The sequence below is a fragment of the Pseudomonas sp. GW821-FHT11G12 genome (genome assembly GCF_058808055.1).
Genome location: NZ_JBXARH010000001.1, coordinates 1,012,980 through 1,031,095 on the forward strand (window position 1 = coordinate 1,012,980; position 18,116 = coordinate 1,031,095).

The 18,116-nt window shown below is 61.4% G+C and carries 17 protein-coding genes; 10 read left to right on the plus strand and 7 right to left on the minus strand.

Annotated features, from left to right (window positions below):
- Positions 1 to 46 precede the first annotated feature (46 nt).
- A complete protein-coding gene (locus AC1RR7_RS04585; RefSeq protein WP_085709995.1) occupies positions 47 to 859 on the plus strand; it encodes a crotonase/enoyl-CoA hydratase family protein in 813 nt (270 codons plus the stop codon).
- Positions 860 to 865: 6 nt separating this feature from the next.
- Positions 866 to 1,696, plus strand: coding sequence for an NAD(+) diphosphatase (gene nudC / locus AC1RR7_RS04590; RefSeq protein WP_493156321.1), 831 nt, complete (start codon positions 866 to 868; stop codon positions 1,694 to 1,696).
- On the opposite strand, the gene AC1RR7_RS04595 is transcribed toward nudC, so the two are convergent.
- Complete coding sequence (locus AC1RR7_RS04595; RefSeq protein WP_027611974.1) at positions 1,664 to 2,443, minus strand: TSUP family transporter; 780 nt, start codon at positions 2,441 to 2,443, stop codon at positions 1,664 to 1,666. The two genes, nudC and AC1RR7_RS04595, sit on opposite strands and share 33 nt — an antisense overlap.
- A gap of 256 nt (positions 2,444 to 2,699) precedes the next feature.
- On the opposite strand from AC1RR7_RS04595, the gene sfnG reads away from it, so the two are divergent.
- Complete coding sequence (gene sfnG, locus AC1RR7_RS04600; RefSeq protein ID WP_493156323.1) at positions 2,700 to 3,794, plus strand: dimethylsulfone monooxygenase SfnG; 1,095 nt, start codon at positions 2,700 to 2,702, stop codon at positions 3,792 to 3,794.
- A 42-nt stretch (positions 3,795 to 3,836) separates the two neighbouring features.
- Here sfnG and AC1RR7_RS04605 read toward each other — a convergent pair whose 3' ends face one another.
- Positions 3,837 to 4,316: a nuclear transport factor 2 family protein gene (locus AC1RR7_RS04605; protein ID WP_192558075.1), complete on the minus strand. Its 480-nt coding sequence runs from the start codon at positions 4,314 to 4,316 to the stop codon at positions 3,837 to 3,839.
- A gap of 52 nt (positions 4,317 to 4,368) precedes the next feature.
- Entirely contained in the window at positions 4,369 to 4,935 is a 567-nt protein-coding gene (locus tag AC1RR7_RS04610) for a TetR/AcrR family transcriptional regulator (protein WP_192558074.1), read from the minus strand.
- 250 nt (positions 4,936 to 5,185) lie between these two features.
- On the opposite strand from AC1RR7_RS04610, the gene pssA reads away from it, so the two are divergent.
- Entirely contained in the window at positions 5,186 to 6,529 is a 1,344-nt protein-coding gene (gene pssA / locus AC1RR7_RS04615) for a CDP-diacylglycerol--serine O-phosphatidyltransferase (RefSeq protein WP_096821488.1), read from the plus strand.
- Between the two features lie 62 nt (positions 6,530 to 6,591).
- Here the strand turns inward: pssA and efeO (AC1RR7_RS04620) are convergent, their stop codons facing one another.
- From efeO (AC1RR7_RS04620) to efeU, 4 genes are read right to left on the minus strand one after another with little or no spacing between them, the layout of a single operon-like run.
- Positions 6,592 to 7,416 carry an iron uptake system protein EfeO gene (efeO, locus tag AC1RR7_RS04620; RefSeq protein ID WP_493156325.1) on the minus strand — a complete coding sequence of 275 codons (825 nt, stop codon included), beginning with the start codon at positions 7,414 to 7,416 and terminating at the stop codon, positions 6,592 to 6,594.
- A 21-nt stretch (positions 7,417 to 7,437) separates the two neighbouring features.
- Complete coding sequence (gene efeB / locus AC1RR7_RS04625) at positions 7,438 to 8,736, minus strand: iron uptake transporter deferrochelatase/peroxidase subunit (protein ID WP_493156327.1); 1,299 nt, start codon at positions 8,734 to 8,736, stop codon at positions 7,438 to 7,440.
- Between the two features lie 17 nt (positions 8,737 to 8,753).
- Positions 8,754 to 9,953 (minus strand): iron uptake system protein EfeO, encoded by a 1,200-nt coding sequence (efeO, locus tag AC1RR7_RS04630; protein ID WP_493156328.1) that lies wholly within the window; start codon positions 9,951 to 9,953, stop codon positions 8,754 to 8,756.
- 8 nt (positions 9,954 to 9,961) lie between these two features.
- Positions 9,962 to 10,810: an iron uptake transporter permease EfeU gene (efeU, locus tag AC1RR7_RS04635; RefSeq protein WP_493071040.1), complete on the minus strand. Its 849-nt coding sequence runs from the start codon at positions 10,808 to 10,810 to the stop codon at positions 9,962 to 9,964.
- A gap of 220 nt (positions 10,811 to 11,030) precedes the next feature.
- On the opposite strand from efeU, the gene AC1RR7_RS04640 reads away from it, so the two are divergent.
- From AC1RR7_RS04640 to AC1RR7_RS04665, 6 genes are all read left to right on the plus strand, one after another.
- A complete protein-coding gene (locus AC1RR7_RS04640) occupies positions 11,031 to 12,047 on the plus strand; it encodes an AraC family transcriptional regulator (RefSeq protein WP_493156329.1) in 1,017 nt (338 codons plus the stop codon).
- Between the two features lie 282 nt (positions 12,048 to 12,329).
- Positions 12,330 to 13,994 (plus strand): AMP-binding protein, encoded by a 1,665-nt coding sequence (locus AC1RR7_RS04645; protein ID WP_096821482.1) that lies wholly within the window; start codon positions 12,330 to 12,332, stop codon positions 13,992 to 13,994.
- Positions 13,995 to 14,010: 16 nt separating this feature from the next.
- Positions 14,011 to 14,772 carry an SDR family NAD(P)-dependent oxidoreductase gene (locus AC1RR7_RS04650; protein WP_096821481.1) on the plus strand — a complete coding sequence of 254 codons (762 nt, stop codon included), beginning with the start codon at positions 14,011 to 14,013 and terminating at the stop codon, positions 14,770 to 14,772.
- A 12-nt stretch (positions 14,773 to 14,784) separates the two neighbouring features.
- Positions 14,785 to 15,975: an acetyl-CoA C-acyltransferase gene (locus AC1RR7_RS04655; RefSeq protein ID WP_493156331.1), complete on the plus strand. Its 1,191-nt coding sequence runs from the start codon at positions 14,785 to 14,787 to the stop codon at positions 15,973 to 15,975.
- 19 nt (positions 15,976 to 15,994) lie between these two features.
- Positions 15,995 to 17,122 carry an acyl-CoA dehydrogenase gene (locus tag AC1RR7_RS04660; RefSeq protein WP_273536132.1) on the plus strand — a complete coding sequence of 376 codons (1,128 nt, stop codon included), beginning with the start codon at positions 15,995 to 15,997 and terminating at the stop codon, positions 17,120 to 17,122.
- A gap of 14 nt (positions 17,123 to 17,136) precedes the next feature.
- A complete protein-coding gene (locus tag AC1RR7_RS04665; RefSeq protein ID WP_085730850.1) occupies positions 17,137 to 17,910 on the plus strand; it encodes an enoyl-CoA hydratase in 774 nt (257 codons plus the stop codon).
- Positions 17,911 to 18,116 lie beyond the last annotated feature (206 nt).

An 18,116-nucleotide genomic window follows, 5' to 3' on the forward strand; every position in this document is an offset into this window, starting at 1 on the left:
TGATATAGTTCAGGCCTCATTTTCAGACCGGTAAAGGATTTCTGCCATGACTCAATACACCGCCTTCAGCGTCGAACTGGCCGACAACATCGCCCATGTGCAGATCAACCGTCCGGAAAAGATCAACTCGATGAACGCCGCGTTCTGGAGCGAAATCGTCGAGGTGTTCCAGTGGATCGACGACACCGACGAAGTGCGGGTGGTGGTGCTCAGCGGTGCCGGCAAACACTTTTCCTCGGGCATCGACCTGATGATGCTGGCCGGCGTGGCCAATGAGCTGGGCAAGGACGTCGGCCGCAACGCGCGCCTGCTGCGCAAAAAGATCCTGACCCTGCAAGCCTCGTTCAATGCCGTCGACAACTGCCGCAAACCAGTGCTCGCGGCGATTCAGGGTTATTGCCTGGGCGGCGCCATCGACCTGATCGCGGCCTGTGACATGCGCTACGCCGCCGAAGATGCGCAATTCTCTATTAAAGAAATCGATATCGGCATGGCGGCTGACGTAGGCACTTTGCAACGGTTGCCACGGATCATCGGTGACGGCATGCTGCGTGAGCTGGCTTACACCGGTCGCACCTTTGGCGCCGAAGAGGCGCGCAGCATCGGGCTGGTCAACCGCGTCTACAGCGACAAGGACAGCCTGATCGAAGGCGTGATGGACATTGCCCGGGACATCGCCGGCAAGTCGCCGATCGCGGTCACCGGCACCAAGGAAATGATCAGCTACATGCGCGACCACCGTATCGACGATGGTCTGGAGTACGTTGCCACCTGGAACGCCGCCATGTTGCAATCCACCGACTTGCGCGTGGCCATGGCCGCCCACATGAGCAAACAGAAACCCGAATTTCTGGATTGAGAAACCATGACATCTCGCTGGACCACCGCAGTACTGGACACCGATCAACCGGGCGGCTGGGCCGTCGCGCGCAGCCCCGAGGGTTTTCTGTTCGATGACAACGGCGTGCTGTTCCCCCGGGAATGGCTCAAGCGCCAGGACTTGTCGATCCTCGCCGAGCATGGCATCGGCCATCTCGATGGCGAGCCGGTCTACCTGCTGGAACTGCGCAGCACCAGCGAGTTGCCGGGCTGCAACTGGAAAGGCTTGCGGGCGTTCATGCTCGACGGCGATCACACGATTTACAAAGTGTTGGGTTATGCGGCGCAGATCGGGACGTGGGCCCGTGAACACCGTTTCTGCGGCAATTGCGGTCAGGCCATGACTCAAGTGCCACGGGAGCGGGCGATGTATTGCCAACCGTGCGATCTGCGCAGTTATCCGCGTATTTCGCCGAGCATGATCGTGCTGGTGACTCGTGGCGATGAAGTGCTGCTGGCGCGCTCACCGCGTTTCGTCACCGGGGTCTACAGCACGCTGGCGGGGTTTGCGGAGCCTGGGGAGTCAGCCGAGGATTGCCTGATTCGCGAAGTGCGCGAAGAAGTCAGCATCGAAGTGAAGAACATCCAGTACCTGGGCAGCCAGTGCTGGCCGTTCCCGCACTCGATGATGCTGGGTTTCCATGCCGAATACGCCGGCGGCGAAATTGTCTGTCAGGAAGACGAGATCGAAGACGCCCAGTGGTTCAACGTGCACGATCTGCCGCCGTTGCCGGCGTCAAAATCGATTGCCCGTTACCTGATCGACGTCTACGTGGCGCGGCGCTTAGGCCACGCTGAACCAGTGCTGCCAGGCTAGACGCACGGTCAACCCCAGCACCACGGTGATGAACACCGGACGAATGAACTTGGCGCCGCCGCTGATCGCGGTGCGCGCCCCGAAGAACGCGCCGACCATCACCGACAGGCCCATGCTCAGGCCGATGATCCAGTCCACCTGCCCGGAAAACACGAACACCGACAGCGCCGCAATGTTGCTGACGAAGTTCATGCTGCGCGCCACGCCGCTGGCCTTGACCAGATCGATCGGGTACAGCAGCAGGCTGCTGACGGTCCAGAAGGCGCCAGTGCCGGGGCCGGCCACGCCGTCGTAGAAACCGAGGCTGAAGCCCTGGGTCGATTGCCACTTTTTCTTGATCGGTGCATCGCTGTCCAGCGGCGCTTTCGGCGTACCGCCAAACAACAGGTACAGGCCACAGGCGAAGACGATCACCGGCAACATCTTGTTCAGCCACTCGGCTGGCAGATAGTGGGCGACGATGGCGCCGGTCAGTGCGCCGACCAGCGTGCCGACGATGGCGTGCATCCACTGCCGTGGGTGAAACAGCTTGCGCCGGTAGAAGGTGAAACTGGCGGTGGCCGAGCCGAAGGTCGAACTCAACTTGTTGGTGCCCAGTACCAGGTGCGGCGGCAGACCGGCGGTGAGCAACGCAGGCGTGGTCAGCAGACCGCCACCGCCGGCGATGGCGTCGATGAATCCGGCAATGAAAGCGACAAGGGCCAGAACGGCCAGGGTAGTGAGGTCAACGCTGAGTTCGAAAGGCATGGAATCGGCTTATTCGGCAGGTTGCAGAGCTGGGCTGCGGGGAGGGTAGTCATGTTACTCATTTCCGGGTGTTGCGGCGACCCATAAGGCCCGGCCACCGACTGCTCAACTGTTGCCCAGCCAACACGCACACAACAAATCACCCTCCCGTCATGCATCCCGATCACCTGAAGCCTCAATAAAACCGGGCTATCGAGGCTGGCACGCTTGCTGCTCTACCTCTCTCACCGTCATCAACTGTCCCGAGGACACGCCAATGAGTCAGCAAGCCGTGAAATTTGCCTACTGGGTGCCGAACGTCAGCGGTGGGCTGGTGGTCAGCAAGATCGAACAACGTACCGACTGGGGCATCGACTACAACCGCAAACTGGCGCAACTGGCCGAGGCGGCGGGTTTCGAATACGCCTTGACGCAAATCCGTTTCACCGCCGGCTACGGCGCCGAGTTCCAGCATGAATCGGTGGCGTTCAGCCACGCGCTGCTCGCCGCCACCAGCAAGCTCAAAGTCATCGCCGCCATTCTGCCCGGCCCGTGGCAACCGGCGCTGGCGGCCAAACAGTTGGCGACCATCGATCAACTCACCAACGGCCGGATTGCGGTGAACATCGTCAGCGGCTGGTTCAAGGGCGAGTTCCAGGCCATCGGCGAACACTGGCTGGAGCACGACGAGCGCTATCGTCGCTCGGAAGAGTTCATCCGTTCATTGCGAGGGATCTGGAGTCAGGACAATTTCACCTTCCGTGGCGATTTCTATCGTTTCGATAACTACAGCCTCAAACCGAAACCGCTGGGCCGGCCGGAAATCTTTCAGGGCGGCAGTTCCCGTGCCGCGCGGGACATGGCGGCACGGGTGTCGGACTGGTATTTCACCAACGGCAACAGCGTCGAAGGCATCAAGGCCCAGGTCGATGACATTCGCGCCAAAGCGGCAGCGAACCATCATTCAGTCAAAATCGGGGTGAATGCGTTTGTCATTGCCCGGGATACCGAAGAAGAAGCCAAAGCGGTGTTGGCGCAGATCATCGATCAGGCGGATCCGGAAGCGGTGAATGCCTTTGGTGATGCCGCGAAACAGGCGGGCAGGGCATCGCCGGAGGGCGAGGGCAACTGGGCGAAATCGACGTTTGAAGATCTGGTGCAGTACAACGATGGCTTCAAGACCAATCTGATCGGCACGCCTCAGCAGATTGCCGAGCGGATCGTGGCGTTGAAAGCGGTGGGAGTGGATCTGGTGTTGGCGGGGTTCCTGCACTTTCAGGAAGAGGTGGAGTATTTCGGCAAGCGAGTGTTGCCGTTGGTGCGGGAGTTGGAGGCCAAAGCAGCGCTGAAGCTCAGCGCCGAAGTGGCCTGAAGACCCTTCCTGCACAATCTGCAGGAAGGATCGACGGCTTAATTACAGACCCAGGTCGGACAGCCCCGGATGATCATCCGGGCGTCGGCCCAGCGGCCAGTGGAACTTGCGCTCGCTTTCCTTGATCGGCATGTCGTTGATGCAGGCATAACGCTGGAACATCAGGCCGTGCTCGTCGAATTCCCAGTTCTCGTTGCCGTAGGAGCGGAACCAGTTGCCCGAGTCGTCGTGCCATTCGTAGGCGTAGCGCACGGCGATGCGGGTGTCGGAATACGCCCAGAGTTCCTTGATCAGGCGGTAATCCAGCTCCTTGGCCCATTTGCGGGTCAGGAAGCCTTTTGCTTCTTCGCGGTTGTTGGCGAATTCGGCGCGGTTGCGCCACTTTGTGTCGAGGGTATAAGCCAGCGATACGCGGTGCGGGTCGCGGGAATTCCAGCCATCTTCGGCCAGACGAACTTTTTCAATGGCCGATTCACGGTTGAAGGGTGGCAATGGCGGACGTACTTCGGCTGCAGTAGACATGTTTGTCTCCCGATCAAATTAACGATTGAACAACTTGTCGCTTATTGAGGCTTTACAGGTCCAATAACTTTCGCGCCATGCATTGCGCATTATCGGCGGCACTGTGATCACCCATCACAAGCGCTACGGTAATGGCGCCGTCAATCAGGATCAGCAACTGTTTGGCCAGCAGTTGCGGGTCCTCGGCACCATGTTCGGTACACAGCTCGCACACGTAGTCGAGCAGCTTCTGTTTGTGGTCTTTGGCGACCTGGCGCACCGGATCCTGCGGATCGCCGGTTTCGCCACTGGTATTGATGAAGGCGCAGCCCCGGAAGCCTTCCGAGGCGAACCAGCCCTTGAGCACGGTAAACAGGTTGAGCAGGCGATCGGCCGGGGTTTCGGCCTGATCGACGGCGCTTCTGTACCAGTGCATCCAGCGCACGTCGCGGCGCTGCAGGGCGGCGACGGTCAGCTCCTCCTTGTTGGCGAAGTAGCGGTAGATACTCTTTCTGGAGACACCGGCGGTTTTCACCAGAAGATCCATTCCAGTGGCGGCGATGCCACTTTTGTAGATCAACTTTTCGGTGACATCCAGAATGATGTCGCGGGTCGTGTCGTTGCTAGTGATTTCGTTCATGTGGCGAACAGTAGAACGATCGTTCTCCTTGGTCAAATGTTTTTTATTTATCGTTCCCACGTCGAGGCGTCGAACCGTCTGCGTGGGAATGCCTCAAGGGACGCTCCGCGTTCCAGCTCTGGAAGGGACGCGGAGCGTCCCGGGCTGCATTCCCACGCAGAGCGTGGGAACGATCAATCAGGCGGGAAGACCCGAAGGAGTTGATGGTGTAAGCTCTCGGGTTCTTCGGATTCGACCCATTGCGAGCCCTATGCCGTTGCTTTTCAAACGCTCTCTGCTGCCCAAGTTGCGCAGCTTTCCGCTGACCGCCGAGGCCGTGACCATTCTGTCCGGCGCCGCCGAGTTCCGTCGTTGCCTGCTGGAGAAAATCGCCCAGGCGACCCAGCGCATCTACCTCGTCGCGCTCTATCTGCAAAATGACGAAGCCGGTCAGGAAATCCTCGATGCCTTGCACGCCGCCAAACTCAAGCGTCCCGAGCTTGAAATCGTTGTGGTCGTCGACTGGCTGCGCGCCCAGCGCGGCTTGATCGGTGCCGGCAAGCAGCCAGGTAACTCGGCCTGGTATCAGGAAATGACTCGCACCCACCAGAGCGTGGTGCCGGTCTACGGCGTGCCGGTGCAGACTCGTGAGCTGTTCGGCGTGCTGCACCTCAAAGGCTTCGTGATCGACGATTGCGTGGTCTACAGCGGTGCGAGCCTGAACAACGTCTATCTGCACAAGTTCGACAAGTACCGCTTCGACCGTTATCACGTGCTGCAGAGCCGGGAACTGGCGGATTCGATGCACCATCTGGTCAAGCACGGCCTGATCGAATCGAAAGCGGTGCATCGCCTCGACTTGCCGAACCTGCCGACCACCCGCAGCCTGCGCAACGACATCGGCGACCTGCGCAGCCGCCTCAAATACGCGACGTACGACACCAGCGCCGGCAGCACGGCGCATACCGGCCTGTCCGTCAGCCCGTTGCTCGGTGTGGGCAAGAACAACCCGCTGAACCGGGTGATTCTGGAGCTGATCGCCAGCGCCCAGAAGCAACTGACCATCTGCACGCCGTACTTCAACCTGCCACTGGGGGTGATCCGCGAGATCAACCGGGCGCTGGCTCGCGGCGTGAAGATTGACATCGTGGTCGGCGACAAGACGGCCAACGACTTCTACATTCCGCCGACCGAGCCGTTCAAGGTGATCGCCGCGCTACCGTATCTCTACGAGATCAGCCTGCGCCGTTTCGCCAAGCGCCATCAGCGCAACATCGACAGCGGCCAGTTGAACCTGCATTTGTGGCGTGAGGGCGACAACAGCTATCACCTCAAGGGCATGTGGATCGATCAGCGCTACACCTTGCTGACCGGCAACAACCTCAACCCGCGGGCGTTCCGTCTCGATCTGGAAAACGCCTTGCTGATCGATGACCCGAAAGGCGAGTGGCTGGAGCCTCGGCGTCTGGAGCTGGAAAACATCTTCGAACACACCCAGCGAATCGCACGATTCCAGGATCTGGAAGCCTTGCCGGATTACCCGAGCGGGGTGGCCAAGTTCCTCAAACGCGTGAGCCGGGTACGGGTCGAGCGGTTGCTGTACCGGATTCTGTAAGACCGGAAAACGAAAATCCCCCGAACGCAGGACGCGTCCGGGGGATTTTTTATGCGCAGAACTCAGTTCAGACCGAGCTTGCCACGCAGCGTCGACAGGTCTTCGGCCAAGGTATTGACCGGGCCGACCAGCGCCTTGCGGTCGTTTTCCTTCACTTTGTCATAGGTCTCGAAGCCGCCGTCCTTGGTCTTGTACTTGGCCAGGATCTTGTCCACGGTGGCGAAGTTCTTGTCGACTTTGGCCGCGAAGGCCTTGTCCTGCTTCTCGATCTGCGGACGGAACAGGTCGACGATTTTCTTCGCGCCGTCGATGTTGCCCTGGAAGTCATAAAGGTCGGTGTGGCTGTAACGGTCTTCTTCACCGGAGATCTTGGTGGCAGCGACTTCTTCCAGCAGTGCGGCAGCACCACCGACGACTTTCTCGGGCGGGAAGGTCAGGCCGGCGACGCGGGTCTGCAGGTCCTGGACGTCTTTATCCAGTTTGTCGGCCAGATCGTTCAGGCCCTGGGTGCTCTTCTCCGAGAACAGCGAGTACTCGAGGCGGTGGAAACCGGTGAAGTCTTCAGCCTTCACACCCTTTTCGTGGTCGTCGACGCGGGAGTCGATGGACGCATCGAGGTCACTGAACAGCTCGGCAATCGGCTCGATCGACTCGTAGTAGACGCGAGTCGGTGCATAGAGCTTCTGCGCGGTGGCCAGGTCGCCCTTTTTCACGGCATCGGTGAATTGCTTGGTGTGGGTGCCCAGTTGGTCCAGTTGCTCGGTGACGTAGATCTTGTAGTCCGAAACCGGCCCGACCAGATCCAGCGGTGCGGTCGCCGCGAGCGCCGACAGCGGGGTGTTGAGTAGACCGAGGGTCAGCAATAACGCGATGGGCGTCTTTTTCATGGGGGCGGCTCCTGTTGAATGCTATGCAGTTGTTTTTGGTTGGGTAGCGTTGAGCAACGAGCGACCGATGAAATCCTTGTCGCCCGTAACACCCGGCAGGGTGAAGAAGTAACCGCCGCCGACCGGCTTGAGGTATTCCTCCAGCGGCTCGCCATTGAGGCGGGTCTGCACGGTGATGAAGCCTTTTTCCAGATCGGCCTGGTAGCAGATGAACAGCAGGCCCATGTCGAGCTGGCCGTTCTTGTTCACACCGTTGGAATAGTTGAACGGCCGACGCAGGATCAGGTTGGCCTGGCTCGCGGCGGTGCGCGGGTTGGCCAGGCGGATGTGCGCGTCGAGCTTGGTCAGCTTGCCTTCCGGATCCTTGCTGTAATCGGGGACTTCGGTTTCATGGCTGGCGCCCATCGGCGCGCCGGTGGTTTTGACTCGGCCGATGATGCTTTCCTGCTCCTGCAACGGCGTGCGGTCCCAGCGTTCGACGAAGTTGCGGATGATCCGCACCGCCTGATAACTGCCGTGAACGGCCCAGGCCGGCTCGTCGCTGCCCGGTTGCACCCAGACGATGCGGTCCATGGCTTTGCCGTCGTTGGAATCCGGGTTGGCCGAACCATCGCGAAAACCCAGGAAGTTACGCGCCGATTGCGCTGGCACACCCGGTTTCGCCGGGGCTTGCGGCGGTACGCTGCCTTCTTGCTTCCAGCGCACCAGCAGCAGGTCCGGCAGGTTCTTCACGATGTCGCGCAGGGCGTGGATGTTGGTGTCGGCGGTGTTGGAGCAGAACTGCAGGCTCAGGTCGCCGTGGCAGCAATCGGGCTCCAGCGCATCGTTGGGGAAACCGACCATGCGGATCAGGCGCTTGGGTTTGGCGGAGGCGAGGCCGAAACGCTCGTCGAACAGCGATTCGCCCACCGACACGGTGATGGTCAGGTTGTCCGGTGTGACCACCGGGCCGAGGATGCCGGAATCCGGTGGCGGCAATTTCGGGTCGATCTGCGCCACCGGGCCGCCTTTCATCAGGAACGCGATGCGCTCGTTGAGGGTGCGGAACAGACGTTCGAGGTCTTCGCGGTCGCTGGCCAGCACATCGAACGACACCAGCATGCCGGACGCCGGACGCGGGGTAACGATGCCGGTCTGGTGCGCGCCATGAAAGTCGTGGTGATCCTGGGTCTTGTCACTGCTCGGCGCTTCGGTGACTTGCGCAGGGGCGGCGGCCATTGCCGGGCAGCTCAGGGCGGTGCCGGCCAGTGCGACACCGGCGGCGCCCATGCCCATCAGTACGCGGCGACGTTGCAGGTTGAAGTGTTCGGAATCGTTCATCGGTATTCGTCTTCTACTTACAGGCCGGAGAGGCCGAGGGCGGGATCAATGGCGTCGAGGGCGTCGGCCAGAGCCTTGGCCTTGTCGGCGATCTGCTTGCGTTGCTCACCGTTGACGGTGTCGTAACTGGCGTAGCCATCCTTGACCTTGAAACCGTTCAGCGTGGTATCGAAATCAGTCAGCGCGCTGTCGATTTTCGGCAGCAGGTCGACGGCGGATTTGCTCAGCATCGGGCGCAACAGTTCGACGACTTTGTGCGCGGTCCCCAGATTCGCTGCAAAACCGTTGAGGTCGCCGTGGCTGTAGCGTTCCTCTTCGCCGCTGGCGGCGCGCACGTCGGCCAGGGTGTTGAGGTTGCGCACGAGGATTTCCACCAGTTGCTCCGGTGGCAGCGACTGGGCCAGCAACTGTTGTTTCAGCGTGGTGACGTCGCCCAACAGGCGCTCGGCAACCGGCGACAGACCGTCGAGGCTGCGTTGCTGGAACAGCGCGTATTCGATGCGATGGAAGCCGACAAAGGCCGGATCCTGTTCGCGTTTCTCGAAGTAATCGGCGCGGGCGTTGATGCTGTTGTCCAGCTCGGCCAGGCGTTGTGCGGCCGGAGCCAGACGCTGATACGCCGCGCGGGCCGGCAAGTACGCCGCTTGAGCCTGGGCCAGATCGCCGCTGGTGATCGCTTGATTGAGCGCCGTGACGGCTCTGATCAGCGCGCTGCTCTGGGTGGCCAGATAGACACGGAATTCCGACAGCGGCCCGACGAAAGCGACCATCGACGGCTTGGCCTTGGCGGCGGCATCCGAGGCAGCGGTCGGCGTCACATGCAGCACGCCGCGCGGGTTGCTCAGCAGGCCGCAGGTGATGGCGTAGTCGCCGGGTTGCAGGTTGGCGTTGATCACCTGGCTCAGGCCCGGCGCGATGTTTTCGCGTTCTTCGATCACCAGCACGCCGTCGAGGATTTCCCATTCCACTGCCCGGTCGGAGCGGTTGACGATGCGGAAACTGGCGCGGCCGGCCGGCACGCTCAGCTCGTTGGGCTCGCAACTGCCGGGGTGGATGTTGACCACCACTTCGTCATGGTTGTGCTGACGCTTGGCCGCAGCCATTTTCGAGGCGTAGTAGAACAGGCCACCGGCGGCGATCATCACGACCACGGAACCGGCCACCGCCCAGCGCAAGGCGCGGGGAGGGGAGGCCTGAGGAATATTAGGCTTTGACATGGAGGCCCTTATTGGCTGGAAGCGGAATTCGAAGCGGCGGCTTTGGGCGCAGGGGCGGAGGCCGGATAGAAGAACATCACCAGCGCCACCACCAGGTAGATCAGGTAGGCGCCGAGGGTGCTGACGGTCGGGGCATCCTGATAACCGAACATGCCGGCCAGCACCGAGCCCAGCGGGCCGTCCATCGGCAGCGTCGCGCTGAAATCGAAGAGCACGGTTTGCAGGTGGTTCCACACCCCGGCCTCATGCAGCGCCTGCACCGAGTTGGAGAGGATGCCGGCAGCGACCACCAGGATGAACAGCCCGGTCCAGCGGAAGAACGCCGACAGATTCAGGCGCATGCTGCCGCTGTAGATCAGGAAGCCGACGACGATGGCCAGGATCAGGCCGAGCAGGGCACCGATCGGCGCGCCCGGGCCTTCGCTCTGCTGGAACACGGCGAGCAGGAAGAACACGGTTTCCAGTCCTTCCCGGGCGACGGCGAAAAACACCATGGCGATCAGCGCGATGACCTGATGTTTCGAAGCGGTCAGCGCATGATCGAGGGACGCTTGCAGCGAATGCTTGATCGAACGCGCGACCTTGCGCATCCAGAACACCATGGAGCTGAGGATGCCCACGGCGATGAGGCCGACCACGCCTTCGAACAGTTCCTGCTGTTTCTGCGGGAATTCGGCGCTGACCAGTTCCAGGCCACCACCCACCAGCAGCGCCAGCGCAGCGGCGAGAAATACGCCGATCCACACCGCCGGCATCCATTGGCCACGGCCGGTCTGTTGCAGGTAGCTGGCGATAATGCCAACGATCAGCGCGGCTTCAATGCCTTCACGCAGCATGATCAGAAAAGGAACGAGCATTCGGCATCCACTGTGTAACGAAATGAGGTTACAAGTTGTAACATAATGAAAGTCATTCTCACATGGCACTCATTGACATTTACCTGAACGGTAGCTGAACAAGCTTGAAGATCAACCATTCTCAAATACGCAACGGACATTCCCGGATGGAGCGCGCCGTGCCAGGGCAGCTGCGTTAAGATGCCTGCCACCCGAACAACAACAGGATTTGCCTCGATCCATGTCGGAAAAAGACACCATCGCCATTCAACTGGTGCGCGAAGCACTGCTGCAAAGTTGTGCCCCGGGCGTGGCCACGGAAGAAGTCTTGAACAAGGCCGGCATCGATCCGGCGCTGCTGTCCACCGATGACGCCCGCGTCCCGGCCAGCCAGTACGCACGGTTGTGGCGACTGCTGGCGCGGCGCGGCGATGACGAGTTCTTTGGCATGGACCCGCGCAAGCTGAAGTCCGGCAGCCTGGAATTCCTCTGTCGCAGCGCGATGGCCCAGCCGAATCTGGCTGCCGGTTTGAGCGCCGGTTTGAATTTCCTGTCGCTGATGCTTGAGCGCATGCCGGCGCAACTGGTGCACCAGCAAAGCCTGGCGGAGATCGTCTTGCTGGAGGACGATCCTGAACCGCGCCGCGCCTTCACCTATTTCACCTATTGGATGATCGTCCACGGCGTGGCCTGCTGGCTCGCGGGGCGGCGGATTCCGATCCTGGCCATTGAATTGCGCTGCCCGGCGCCGGACTTCTGCGACGACTACCGGGTGATGTTCTCCGAGAACCTGCGCTTCGATCGGCCACGCACGCGGATGATCTTCGCCGCCGAGGTGCTGGATCTGCCGATCAAGCGCAGCGCCGAGGAGTTGAAGCGTTTTCTGGCCCATGCCCCGGCCAACATTCTGGTGAAGTACCGCGACCCGGAAAGCCTTGCGAGCCGGATCAAGCAGGATCTGCGTCAGTTGCCCGCCGAACAGTGGCCGGAAACCGAAGCCCTGGCCCAGCAGCTGTGCATGTCGGCTTCGACCCTGCGCCGGCGCCTGGCTGAAGAAGGGCAGACGTACCAAGGCCTCAAGGACAGCGTGCGCAAGGAACTGGCGATCATCTGGCTGGCGGAACCTTCGATCAGTTTTGTCGACATCGCCACACGCCTGGGGTTTGCCGATGCGAGCTCGTTCTACAAGGCGTTTCGCAAGTGGTCAGGGACCAATCCTGGGCATTACCGCAGCCTGATTCTCAACGAAGCGGTCTGACCCGCCCCTGACTCTCGTTCCCACGCTCCGCGTGGGAATGCAGCCCGGGACGCTCCGCGTCCCTTCCAGAGCTGGAACGCGGAGCGTCCCTTGAGGTATTCCCACGCAGAGCGTGGGAACGATCAACGCGGTCGGCGTGGGAGCGATCAAAGTCGGGATTCTTGGCCAAACCAGTCATCCACTTTGAGGGCTTTGACCATTGCCGCCGCCGGCGTGCGGCGCGAGTATTCCTCTGTTGTTTACGGTTCCCCAACCTAATAAAAACACAGAGGGATTCTGGCAATGCGCGATTACTTGTCTGCCACCCAGCAGTTTGATTATCAGCACACCGTGGACGCCGCACTCAGCGGCACGCTCGAGGCGCTCAACGCCTGCGTCGAATGTTGTGACCGTCACGCCTTGCCGGGGCGCATCGCGCTGTTCTGGGAAGGCCGCGACGGCGCCAGTGCGACTTACACCTTCAGCGATCTGCAGGACAAAGCCGCGCGTTTCGCCAATTTCCTTCTCGCCCAAGGCGTGCAGAAGGGCGACAAGGTCGCCGGCCTGCTGCCGCGCAATATCGAATTGCTGATCACCGTGTTCGCCACTTGGCGCATCGGCGCGGTGTATCAACCGCTGTTCACCGCGTTCGGCCCGAAAGCCCTCGAACATCGCCTGAACAGTTCCGGCGCAAAAGTGGTGGTGACCGATGCGGTCAACCGGCCGAAACTCAGTGAAGTCGCCGACTGCCCGACGCTGGTCACCGTCGGCGGTCCGAAAGGCCAGGGCATCGTCCGTGGCGACTTCAGTTTCTGGGCCGAGCTGCCCAACCATTCCAATGTCTGCGAACCGGTCATGCTGACCGGCGAAGACCCGTTCCTGCTGATGTTCACCTCGGGCACCACCGGCCCGTCGAAAGCGCTGTCGGTGCCGCTCAAGGCAGTCGTGGCGTTCCAGAGCTACACCCGCGATGCCGTGGATCTGCGCCCGGAAGATGCGTTCTGGAACGTTGCCGATCCGGGCTGGGCCTATGGCATCTATTTCGGCGTCACCGGCCCGTTGTCGATGGGCCACCCAATCACCTTCTACGATGGCCCGTTCACCCTCGAAAGCACCTGCCGGGTGATCAACAAGTACGGGATCACCAACCTCACCGGTTCGCCTACGGCGTATCGCCTGTTGATTGCCGGCGGCGATGAGTTCGCCAAATCGATCAAGGGCAAGTTGCGCATCGTCAGCAGCGCTGGCGAGCCGTTGAACCCGGAAGTGATTCGCTGGTTCGCTGACAACCTCGGCGTGGTCATTCATGACCACTACGGCCAGACCGAACTGGGCATGGTCCTGTGCAATCACCATGGCCTCGAACACCCGATTCACCTCGGCGCCGCCGGGTTTGCCTCGCCGGGCCATCGCATTGTGGTGCTCGATGAGCAGAACAACGAACTCGGCGTGGGTCAGCCAGGCATTCTCGCCATCGACCGCACGCAATCGCCAATGTGCTGGTTCGCCGGTTACGAAGGTGCACCGACCAAGGCCTTCGTCGGCGATTACTACCTGAGCGGCGACACCGTCGAGTGGAACCCGGACGGCAGCATCAGCTTCGTCGGTCGCAGCGATGACGTGATCACCACTTCCGGCTATCGCGTCGGCCCGTTCGACGTGGAAAGCGCACTGATCGAGCACCCGGCGGTGGTCGAAGCGGCGGTGGTCGGCAAACCCGATCCCGAGCGCACCGAATTGGTGAAGGCCTTCGTCGTGCTCAACCCGCAATACCGCGCCGAACCGGCGCTGGCCGAAGAACTGCGCCAACACGTGCGCAAACGTCTGGCCGCGCATTCGTATCCCCGTGAAATCGAATTTGTCAGCGAGTTGCCGAAAACCCCGAGCGGCAAATTGCAGCGCTTTATCTTGCGCAACCAGGAAATCGCCAAGGCTCAAGAGGCTGCGGCGCACAACGTTTCAGCTTGAATCCAAGGAAACAGTCATGCAGATCGAGAACAAGGTTTTTATCGTCACCGGCGGCGCGTCCGGGCTGGGTGCAGCCACCGCTGAGCTGTTGGTTGCCGCCGGCGCCAAAGTGATGCTGGTGGACATGAACGCCGAAGCCGTCGCCGCTCAGGCTCAACGCCTCGGTGCGCAAAGCGTAGTGGCCGACATCAGCAACGAAACCGCCGCCGAAGCCGCCGTACAGGCTACGGTAAAAGCTTTCGGTAGCCTGAATGGTCTGGTGAACTGCGCCGGTATCGTCCGGGGCGAGAAGATCCTCGGCAAGAACGGCCCGCATGCGCTGGCGAGCTTCGCGCAGGTGATCAACGTCAACCTGATCGGTAGCTTCAACATGCTGCGCCTCGCAGCGGCAGCGATTGCCGAAAGCGAAGCCAACGCCGACGGCGAACGTGGTGTGATCATCAACACCGCCTCCGTCGCTGCATTCGACGGCCAGATTGGCCAGGCCGCGTATTCCGCGTCCAAAGGCGCCATCGCCAGCCTGACCCTGCCTGCCGCCCGTGAACTGGCGCGCTTCGGCATCCGCGTGATGACCATCGCCCCAGGCATTTTCGAAACCCCGATGATGGCCGGCATGACCCCGGAAGTGCGCGACTCGCTGGCCGCTGGCGTGCCGTTCCCGCCACGCCTGGGCAAACCTGCCGAGTACGCCGCGCTGGTGCGGCATATCATTGAAAACAGCATGCTCAACGGCGAGGTGATCCGTCTCGACGGTGCCTTGCGCATGGCCGCCAAATAAGGAGGATTTCTCATGACTATCTCCAACGATCCGATTGTCATTGTCAGTGCCGTTCGTACCCCGATGGGCGGCTTCCAAGGCGAACTGAAAAGCCTGACTGCACCGCAACTGGGCGCCGCTGCAATCAAGGCTGCGGTTGAGCGTGCCGGTGTCGCCGCTGATGCGGTCGATGAAGTGCTGTTCGGCTGCGTACTACCAGCCGGTCTCGGCCAGGCGCCTGCGCGTCAGGCTGCACTGGGTGCCGGGCTGGACAAATCCACCCGCTGCACCACCGTCAACAAGATGTGCGGTTCAGGCATGGAAACCACCATCCTGGCCCACGACATGCTGCTGGCCGGCAGCGCCGATGTGGTGATCGCCGGCGGCATGGAAAGCATGTCCAACGCGCCGTACCTGCTGGACCGCGCCCGTGCCGGTTACCGCATGGGCCACGGCCGGGTGCTGGATTCGATGTTCCTCGACGGTCTCGAAGATGCCTACGACAAGGGTCGCCTGATGGGCACCTTCGCCGAAGATTGCGCTGAAACCAACGACTTCAGCCGCGAGGCTCAGGACGCTTTCGCCATCGCCTCGACTACCCGCGCCCAGCAGGCGATCAAGGACGGCAGCTTCAAGGCCGAAATCGTTCCGCTGACCGTGACCGTCGGCAAGGAACAAGTGGTCATCAGCAACGACGAGCAACCGCCAAAAGCCAAACTGGACAAGATCGCTTCGCTGAAACCGGCGTTCCGCGAGGGCGGCACCGTAACCGCAGCCAACTCCAGTTCGATCTCCGACGGCGCAGCGGCACTGGTGCTGATGCGCCAGTCGCAAGCGCAGAAACAAGGATTGAAACCACTGGCGGTGATTCACGGCCACGCCGCGTTTGCCGACACCCCGGGCCTGTTCCCGGTGGCACCGATCGGCGCGATCAAGAAGCTGATGAAGAAAACCGGCTGGTCGCTGGATCAGGTCGATCTGCTCGAAGTCAACGAAGCCTTTGCAGTGGTCGGCATGGCGGCGATGACCCACCTGGAAATCCCCCACGACAAGCTCAACATCCATGGCGGTGCCTGCGCCCTCGGTCATCCGATCGGTGCCTCCGGTGCGCGGATTCTGGTGACTTTGCTCTCGGCCCTGCGCCAGAAAGGCCTGAAACGTGGCGTCGCGGCGATCTGCATCGGCGGCGGCGAAGCCACGGCGATGGCCGTCGAGTGCGTCTGAACCGAGTGAAGGATTTGCCATGATTCCCAATGACGACCAACAACAAATCCGCGACATGGCCCGGCAGTTTGCCGAGGAACGGCTGAAACCGTTCGCCGCCGAGTGGGATCGCGAGCACCGCTTCCCGAAAGAAGCCATCGGCGAAATGGCCGGACTGGGCTTTTTCGGCATGCTGGTGCCGGAGCAGTGGGGCGGTTGTGACACCGGTTACCTGGCCTACGCCATGGCTCTGGAAGAAATCGCCGCCGGCGACGGTGCTTGCTCGACCATCATGAGCGTGCACAACTCGGTGGGTTGCGTGCCGATCCTCAAGTTCGGCAACGACGACCAGCGCGAACGCTTCCTCAAACCGTTGGCCAGCGGCGCGATGCTCGGTGCTTTCGCGTTGACCGAACCGCAGGCCGGTTCCGATGCCAGTAGCCTGAAAACCCGTGCACGGCTGGAAGGCGATCACTACGTGCTCAACGGCTGCAAACAGTTCATCACCTCAGGGCAGAACGCCGGGATCGTGATCGTGTTTGCCGTCACCGACCCGAGCGCCGGCAAACGCGGGATCAGCGCCTTTATCGTGCCGACTGACTCGCCGGGCTACAAAGTCGCCCGGGTCGAAGACAAGCTCGGCCAGCATGCCTCGGACACCTGTCAGATTCTGTTTGAAGACGTGAAAGTGCCAGTGGCCAACCGTTTGGGCGAGGAGGGCGAGGGCTACAAAATTGCCCTGGCCAACCTTGAAGGCGGCCGTGTCGGCATCGCTTCGCAATCGGTGGGCATGGCCCGCGCCGCGTTCGAAGCCGCCCGTGATTACGCCCGCGAGCGTGACACCTTCGGCAAGCCGATCATCGAGCACCAGGCCGTGGCGTTCCGCCTGGCGGACATGGCGACCCAGATCGCCGTGGCGCGGCAGATGGTGCATTACGCCGCCGCCCTGCGTGACAGCGGTCAGCCGGCGCTGGTCGAAGCGTCGATGGCCAAGCTGTTCGCCTCGGAAATGGCCGAGAAGGTCTGCTCCATGGCGTTGCAAACCCTGGGCGGTTACGGTTACCTCAACGACTTCCCGCTGGAGCGCATCTACCGCGACGTGCGGGTCTGCCAGATCTACGAAGGCACCAGCGACATTCAGCGCATGGTCATTTCGCGCAATCTTTGAGAAGGAATCTGCACATGAGTTACGAAACGATTTTGCTGGAAACCCATGGTCGCGTCGGCGTCATCACCCTGAACCGCCCGCAGGCGCTGAACGCCCTGAACGCGCAACTGGTCAGCGAAGTGAACCGCGCCCTCGATGGCCTGGAAGCCGATGCGAACATTGGCTGCATCGTTATCACCGGTTCGAAAAAAGCCTTCGCCGCCGGCGCCGACATCAAAGAAATGGCGGATCTGACCTACCCGCAGATCTACATGGACGACCTGTTCAGCGACAGCGACCGCGTGGCCAACCGGCGCAAGCCGATCATTGCTGCGGTCAACGGCTTCGCTCTCGGCGGTGGCTGTGAACTGGCGTTGATGTGCGACTTCATCCTGGCCGGCGACAACGCCAAATTCGGCCAGCCGGAAATCAACCTTGGCGTGCTGCCGGGCATGGGCGGCACCCAGCGCCTGACCCGCGCCGTGGGCAAGGCCAAGGCCATGGAAATGTGCCTGAGCGGGCGCTTGATCGACGCGGTTGAAGCCGAGCGTTGCGGCATCGTCGCGCGGATCGTGCCGAGTGATGAACTGCTGGATGAAGCGCTGAAAGTCGCGGCGGTGATCGCCAGCAAGTCGTTGCCGATTGCGATGATGGTCAAGGAAAGCGTGAATCGCGCGTTCGAAGTGAACCTGACTGAAGGCGTGCGATTCGAGCGTCGGGTGTTCCATGCGGCGTTTGCGACGCAGGATCAGAAAGAAGGGATGGCGGCGTTTGTGGCCAAGCGGTCGCCGGAGTTCCAAGGTAAGTAACAAAGCAAAATCAAGAGCCCCCCCTCACCCTAGCCCTCTCCCGGAGGGAGAGGGGACTGATTGGGGAATATTGAAGAGATACGCCGACTTGAAAGATCGCCTGTGAATCCATAATCGACTCGATCTTTCAGGTCGATGTATGACGCCAGACACCTCGGTCGGCTCCCTCTCCCTCCGGGAGAGGGCTGGGGTGAGGGGGAGAAGAT